We start from the raw sequence: 6929 nt of genomic DNA, 5'->3' as shown, positions 1-6929 counted from the left end.
CCAGCAGAGGCGCTTGACGAGCTGCTGTCACGAATGAAAACACTGGGTGTTGCGACCACCGCTTGAGCCCGCCGGTGCTTTCGGCCGTACCTGTGGTGACCGCCGCGTGCTTTTTTCTTTGCACGCGGGCCATGGGTGCCGGCCAGGCATCCGGCCTTCCCTGCGCCCTCGCGTGTTTTCGAGGGTGAAACGATCGGCAAAGCTCGGCGCGATAGCGCGCGAGGATGAAAACTGATGTCTCCACGTCATTGCGAGCGAAGCGACTTGTCCGCCGAAGCTCGAAGAGCGAAGGCGGAAGCAATCCAGAGTCGCGCGGGACTCTGGATTGCTTCGTCGCCTTCGGCTCCTCGCAATGACGGAAGAGAAACTCTACCCCACCTGCCCCGCAGCCACCGCCGCCTGCGGCACGGCGACAACAGCCGTACGCCGCGGCGACAGGCGTTCGGCCTGCAGCACGGCGAAGGTCAGCACGATGATGGCCGTACCCTGATGCAGCAGCGCCAGCGAGATCGGCACCAGTGCGAGCAGAGTGAGAATGCCGAGCACGACCTGCACCAGGATGGCGGCGAGTAGCCGGTGGGCGCTGCGCACCACCGCCCGTCCGGCGCCCGCGCGCATCACGTCGAAGGCGTGCCAAGCGGCCAGCGCCAGCAGCGTGTAGGCGGTCATGCGATGCATGAACTGCACCGTCAGATCGTTCTCGAACAGGTTGATCCACCACGGCGAATGGATCCACAGATTGGCCGCCTTCGGGATCAGGCCGCCGTCGATCTCAGGCCAGGTGTTGTAGACGAGGCCGGCGCGCAGGCCGGCGACCAGCGCGCCGAGATAGAGCTGCACGAAGGTGACGCCGACCAGCATCCACGCGGTGAGCCGCAGCCGCGCCGGTGCCGCGGTTTCCTCACGCGACGCAAGCCGGCGCAGGGTCCAGACGATCGACGCATAGATCAACAGCGCCAGCGAGAGGTGCGTCGCGAGACGGACCGGCGCCACCTCAGTGCGCTCCGTGAGGCCGGAGGCCACCATCCACCAGCCGACCGCGCCCTGCAGCGCGCCGAGGCTGAAGATCAGCCACAGCCTGCGGCCGAGCGGCCCGGAGACGGCGCCGCGCCACAGGAACCACAGGAAGGGCAGCAGGTAGACCATGCCGATGACGCGGCCGAGCAGCCGGTGGCTCCACTCCCACCAGAAGATGGTCTTGAATTGGTGCAGGGACATGCCGGCGTTCATCTGCCGGTACTGCGGAATGGTCTTGTAGGCCTCGAAGGCGTCGGTCCAGGCCTGCTCCGACAGCGGCGGCAGGGTGCCGGTGACCGGCTTCCATTCGACGATCGACAGCCCCGATTCGGTCAGCCGCGTGGCGCCGCCGACCAGCACCATCAGCGCGATCAGGCCGGCCACGACGAGCAGCCAGATGCGGATCGCGGCGAGATCTGTGGTGCGGGGAACCGTGGTCATGGACGTTGAACGCTCGATTGAACCGGGGCTGACAGGCCCTTATAATCCCGGGGAAATCACGCGCAAGCCGCGCCGCCCCCAGCCGAGGCTGACAATCCCGTCATGACGATCCGCACCCGCAAACTGATCGGCGCCGTCGCGCTGCTGCTGCTCGCTTTCGCCTGGTCGATGATGGGCATGGTGATGGCGCAATTCCCTCTGATCGCCAACTCCGGCTGGCTGCAGGCGGTGTATTACGTCGTCGTCGGCATGGGCTGGGTGCTGCCGGCGATGCCGATCGTGAGCTGGATGCTGCGCCCGGATCCGGAGCGGCAGCAGGGCTGATCAGCCGAGATCGAGCTTCGGCTGCGGCGCGGATTTTTCCCGCGGCAGGGTGATGCCGGCCATCAGCACCTTCAAGGCCCGCAGCGAGCGCGAGCGGCCGTCCCAGGCGATCCGCGGCAGCATGTGCAGATGGGTGCGGCCTTCGCTCTGCACGACGCCTGGCATCGTCGAGGCCGCGCTGACGAAGCCCGCCTGCTCGGCGAGCACGACGTCGCTACGGCGGAACGAATAGCGATTGCCGAACGGATACGCCATGTGCCGGACCGGTCGCCGCAGCGCCGTCTCCAGCACCGCCTTGCCCATCGTGATCTCGCGCTGGGCGTCGGCATCCCGGAGATTGGCGAGCACGGGATAGTGCACGGTGGCACTGCCGATCGTGACGTTGGGGTCGGCGGCGAGACGGGCGATGTCGGCCCAGTCCATCGCGGACTCGCGGCTCAGGGCGGCGAGATCGACCGAATGCCGCGCGCAGAGGTCGCGGATCGCGATCGACAGCTCGGCCGGCGGCAGCTTGCGCAGCCAGCCTGCGAGATGGGCGAACAGCTCGTATTTTTCGGCCGTCGTGACCACATTGAAGCGCTGCTCCCGATGCTCGATCACGAGGCTGATGCGGGCCTCGCGCGCGATCACGGCCTCCAGCGCCAGCCACCAGGCCTCGCCGAGACCATCGGGAAAGGCCGGGGGCACGTAGACGGTGAACGGCACGCCGTGGCGGGCGAGCACGGGATAGGCATGCGTGATCACGTCCTTGGAGGCGCCGTCGAAGCTCAGGCAGCCGAAGCGACGGCTTTCGGGCAGCCGGACCGACCGGTCGCAGGCCTCGTCGAGCGAGACGATCTCATAGCCCCAGCGCTTCAGCGCCCGGATCACCTTGTCGAGGAAAACGGGCGTGATCTCCACGCACTTCAGCGGCTGAAACGCCCCCTTGCGCCGCGGCCGCACCCGCTCGAACCGCAGCACGGCACCGGCGCCGCCCGTGGCCCGCGACGCGAGCAGCGTGCGTCCGCTGAAATAGGCCAGCTCGAGCCGGGCGCTGCGCAGCCACCTGTTGTCCGACGACAATTCCCGCGCCCCTTCCCCGAATCCCACTTGAAACCAAACCGTCCGCGCCCACCTGATGCTGTCAGACCATGGCGCCATCGCGTCATGGTCGCCGCCATCCGATGATAGCGGTCATCCGCCGTCAAGATCGCGTGGCCGATGCCGATTTGAACAGGTCTTTGTTTGTGTCTTTCCCGATTTGGGACGAAGTCATTGCCATTACCTTTTGTTGAGACTTCTTTGCGAGGGTCTCCCGACGTCAAGCAACAAAATTCCACGACAACGCGAGCTGCGCGATGACCATGGCCGCCGTGATCGAGAGCCGGACGGCGCAGGCGCCCGCGCGGCGACTGCCGTCGGGGCTCGCGCGGGTCGACATCGTGTCCGATCTGGCTGCCGCCGAGCCGGTCTGGCGCGCGCTCGAAGTCCCCGAACATGTCTCGACGCCCTACCAACGCTTCGACCTGCTCGGCGCATGGCAGCGCGACGTCGGCGCGCGCGAGCATGCGACGCCTTTCATCGTCATCGGGCGTGATGCCGAGCAACGCCCGCTGCTGCTGCTGCCGCTGACGTTGCGGCACGCCTGCGGCATGCGCATCGCCACCTTCATGGGCGGCAAGCATACGACCTTCAACATGCCGCTGATGGATCGCGAATTCGCCACGCGCGCCAGCGCCGGCGATCTCGACGTCCTGCTCGCAGGGGTGCGCGATCGCGGCGGTGTCGACGTGCTCGCCTTGACACAGCAGCCGCTGCACTGGCGCGATCTCGCCAATCCACTGGCGCAATGGCCGCACCAGTCGTCGGTGAACGACTGTCCGGTGCTGTTGATGCCGCCGGGGGCTGCGCCGACTGCGCTGTTGTCGAATTCGTTCCGAAAGCGACTGAAGAGCAAGGAAAAGAAGCTGCAGGCGCTGCCCGGCTATCGCTACATGGTCGCGAGCAGCGACGCCGAGATCGCCGAGCTGCTCGACTGGTTCTTCCGCACCAAGCCGATCCGCATGGCCGAGCAGAGGCTTCCGAACGTGTTCGCGGAGCCCGGCATCGAGGCCTTCGTGCGAAGCGCCTGCATGGCAAAGCTCGACTGCGGGCATCGCGCCATCGATATCCACGCGCTGCGCTGCGACGACGAGATCATCGCGTTGTTTGCCGGCGTCGCCGACGGGGCGCGCTTCTCGATGATGTTCAACACCTACACGCTGTCGGAGAATGCGCGCTGGAGCCCCGGGCTGATCCTGATGCGCTCGATCATCGATCATTACGCGCGAGAGAATTTTCGCGCCCTCGATCTCGGCATCGGATCTGACGACTACAAGCGGATGTTCTGCAAGGATGACGAGCCGATCTTCGACAGCTTCATGCCGTTGACCGCGCGGGGCCGCGTCGCCGCAACGACGATGGCTGCGGTCGGACGGGCCAAGCATGCCGTCAAGCACAGCCCTGCCCTGTTCCGTCTGGCACAGCAGCTGCGCGGCGCGCTGCGAGCGCGTGGCGGCGCCGCCCAGGTGGACGAAAAGGCCGACGAGAAGGTCGGAGATTAGGCGGCGACGCCGCGCGGCCCCGGCTGGTTGCGGTTGGCGCCTCCGACCGGTGCCTTCAGCATGGTGACGGCGCCGAAGCCGACCTCGCGCAGCTGCTCGCTCATCTGGCTGCGCGCCTCGGCAGGCATGTTGGGATCGGGCACGACGATGGCGCGCGCGCCTGCGGTCAAAAGCTCGGCCGGCAGATCGGAGGCGTTGCCGGCGTCGAGCAGCACGTGGTCGTAGACTCGCAGCAGCGCATCGATCGCGAGCGCGAGCCGCGGCGATTGCAGTTGGCTGCGGTCGGCGCCGGGGCGGCCGGCGTTGACCAGATGCAGCCGCGAGGCCTGGTCCTTGGTGATGATGGACGCAAACGATGCCTCACCCAGCATCAGCTCGATGAGGCCGGGCGCGGCCGGATCGACCGACACGCCTGCAAGCAGTTGCGGGCTGCCGGCGAGGTCGACCAGCACCGCGCGCGCCTGCGCTGCCATGGTGCGGGCGATCGCGAGCGCGGTGGACGTGACGGCCTCGCCGCCGGCCGTACCGAGCACGGTGACCTTGCGGGCGCCCTCGCCCGCGGCGAGCAGATCGGATGCGAGCTGCTCGAACTCGTTCATCGGCGGTGGCTTGACCGGTTCGGGCGGGACGGCGGCCACCGCTGGCGGCACGACCGCGGCGGGACGCGCCGCTGCAGTCGATGCCGACGCGGCAACGGCCGGCGCTGCGGCGACCATGGGCGCCGCGATCATCGGCTCGACCCGGGCCGCGAGCACCATGACATCCGGCATCGCGTTCGCCGCTGGGAGGCGCGGCGCGGTCAGACGCAGCAGCTCGCCGGTGATGACCACGCCCGAGGTCAGCATCAAGGTCGCCAATGTGGCGATCAGCACGATCGGCAGCTTCTTCGGGTACGCCGGCGTGTTGGACAGCACCGCCCGCGAGATGATCCGCCCATCCGCGGGCGGGGTGTCGAGCGACTCACGGGTGTTCGCCTCGCGGTACTTGGCGAGATACGATTCCAGCAGGTCGCGCTGCGACTTGGCATCGCGCTCCAGCGCCCGCAGCTGGACATCGAGGCCATTGGTGGAGGTGGCCTGCTTCTTGGCCTGTTCGAGGCTCTGGCTCAGCATCTGCACCCGCCCGTCGGCGATTCGCGCGTCGCTGTCGAGCGAACGCGATATCTTGCCGGCCTCGTCGCGGATCTGGCGGTCGAGATCAGCCAGTTGCGCTTTCAGCTCCTTGATGCGCGGGTGATTGTCGAGCAGCGTCGACGACTGCTCCGCGAGCTGCGCGCGCAGATTCACGCGCTGCTCGGACAGCCGGCGCATCAGCTCCGAGTTGACCACCTCGGACGCCTCGATCGGCTGGCCGCTCTGCAGCATCTCCCGGATCAGCCGTGCCTTGGTCTCGGCATCCGATTTCAAGGCGCGCGCATTGTTGAGCTGGGTGTTGACCTCACCCATCTGCTGGTTGGACAGCGACGTGTTGTTGGTCCCCATGAACGAATTCGACTTGGCGCGGAACTCCTCGACCCGCGACTCCGCCTCCTCGACCTTCTTGCGCAGCCCCTGGATCTCCCCAGAGAGCCATTGGCTGGCCGATTTCGCCTGCGCCTGGCGGGCATTCTGCTGAACTACGAGATAGCCATCCGCGATCGAATTCGCGACTTGCGCCGCAAGCGCCGGATCCTGCGACTGGAACTCGACGACGAGCACCCGCGATTTGTCCACGGCGTAAACGGTCAAGCGCTCGTAATAGGCGTCCATGACGCGCTCGTCCGGCGTCATGGCGAGCGGATCTTTCACGAGGCCGATCATCGCCGCGACCGACTTCAGCGGGGACACGCCCCGCAGCACGGGATCGAACTCCGGCAGCTCGCCCAGCTTGTTCTTCCTGATGATGTCGCGGGCCAGATCGCGCGACAGGACCAGTTGCACCTGACTCGTGACCGCCTCGGCATCGAGTGCCGTCCGCTCTTCGGTGCGCTCCCCGTTCGGCCGCACGAATACGTTCTCGCGGCCGTCGATCAGAATCCGCGCTTCGGACTTGTAGCGCGGTGTGATCATGTTGACTGCGGCAATCGACAGAACGAGAGCGAGCAGCGTGGGCAGAAGGATGAAGCCACGCTTTCGCGCCAGGGCACGACCGACCAGCCGGATGTCGAGATCGCCGGCCGGACCGGGCTCCGCCGACGACGGCGAGCCTGTCACAGGTCGGGCGGAGGCTCCGTCAACCTGTGTCTTCTTGCCGGCACGCCAGAACGCCAACCGCATCATCCACTCCCGCGAGACCCGCGCCACGCCGCCACCATACGTGGTACAATTACACTCTATTAAGGTTGCTGACGGGTTAACCGGAGCGCCTGCAACCTCGCCCTATCGAACAATCGTCATCCTTCGCCATATGCTGCTCGCAACACGTGAGCTTGCGCCAGATCGTCACAATGCTGGTGCGAGCTTGCCTGGTAGTGACGACAAGTGAGACTTTGTTAACCATCAAGCCTCTATCGAGGTTGGAGCTATCGATATTCAGCGACGAGAGGCGCCCGTGCTTCCGCTATCCGCCAGTCGTCAGATCAGCTCG

The 6929-nt window shown here is 66.7% G+C and carries 5 protein-coding genes; 2 read left to right on the top strand and 3 right to left on the bottom strand.

Annotated elements, in window-relative coordinates:
* Positions 1 to 369: 369 nt before the first annotated feature.
* A complete protein-coding gene (locus QX039_RS32875; RefSeq protein ID WP_315740185.1) occupies positions 370 to 1458 on the bottom strand; it encodes a COX15/CtaA family protein in 1089 nt (362 codons plus the stop codon).
* A gap of 102 nt (positions 1459 to 1560) precedes the next feature.
* Between QX039_RS32875 and QX039_RS32870 the strand changes: the two genes are divergently transcribed.
* Entirely contained in the window at positions 1561 to 1782 is a 222-nt protein-coding gene (locus QX039_RS32870; protein WP_315711497.1) for a DUF2842 domain-containing protein, read from the top strand.
* Here QX039_RS32870 and QX039_RS32865 read toward each other — a convergent pair whose 3' ends face one another.
* Positions 1783 to 2844, bottom strand: coding sequence for a polysaccharide deacetylase family protein (locus tag QX039_RS32865; protein WP_315740186.1), 1062 nt, complete (start codon positions 2842 to 2844; stop codon positions 1783 to 1785). It abuts the gene before it with no gap.
* A gap of 275 nt (positions 2845 to 3119) precedes the next feature.
* Between QX039_RS32865 and QX039_RS32860 the strand changes: the two genes are divergently transcribed.
* Positions 3120 to 4364 carry a GNAT family N-acetyltransferase gene (locus tag QX039_RS32860; RefSeq protein WP_315740187.1) on the top strand — a complete coding sequence of 415 codons (1245 nt, stop codon included), beginning with the start codon at positions 3120 to 3122 and terminating at the stop codon, positions 4362 to 4364.
* On the opposite strand, the gene QX039_RS32855 is transcribed toward QX039_RS32860, so the two are convergent.
* Positions 4361 to 6619, bottom strand: a complete 2259-nt coding sequence (locus QX039_RS32855) for an exopolysaccharide transport family protein (protein ID WP_315740188.1) — start codon at positions 6617 to 6619, stop codon at positions 4361 to 4363. The two genes, QX039_RS32860 and QX039_RS32855, sit on opposite strands and share 4 nt — an antisense overlap.
* Positions 6620 to 6929: the final 310 nt, after the last annotated feature.

The organism is Bradyrhizobium sp. SZCCHNR1043 (assembly GCF_032489675.1).
GTDB lineage: Bacteria > Pseudomonadota > Alphaproteobacteria > Rhizobiales > Xanthobacteraceae > Bradyrhizobium.
This window is presented reverse-complemented; position numbering and strand designations above follow the sequence as displayed.

Excerpts from the sequence above, each read along its gene's own strand:
- QX039_RS32860 (WP_315740187.1), top strand. The coding sequence starts at position 3,120 with ATGACCATGGCCGCCGTGATCGAGAGCCGGACGGCGCAGGCGCCCGCG.
- QX039_RS32855 (WP_315740188.1), bottom strand. The coding sequence starts at position 6,619 with ATGCGGTTGGCGTTCTGGCGTGCCGGCAAGAAGACACAGGTTGACGGA.
- QX039_RS32870 (WP_315711497.1), top strand. The coding sequence starts at position 1,561 with ATGACGATCCGCACCCGCAAACTGATCGGCGCCGTCGCGCTGCTGCTG.
- QX039_RS32875 (WP_315740185.1), bottom strand. The coding sequence starts at position 1,458 with ATGACCACGGTTCCCCGCACCACAGATCTCGCCGCGATCCGCATCTGG.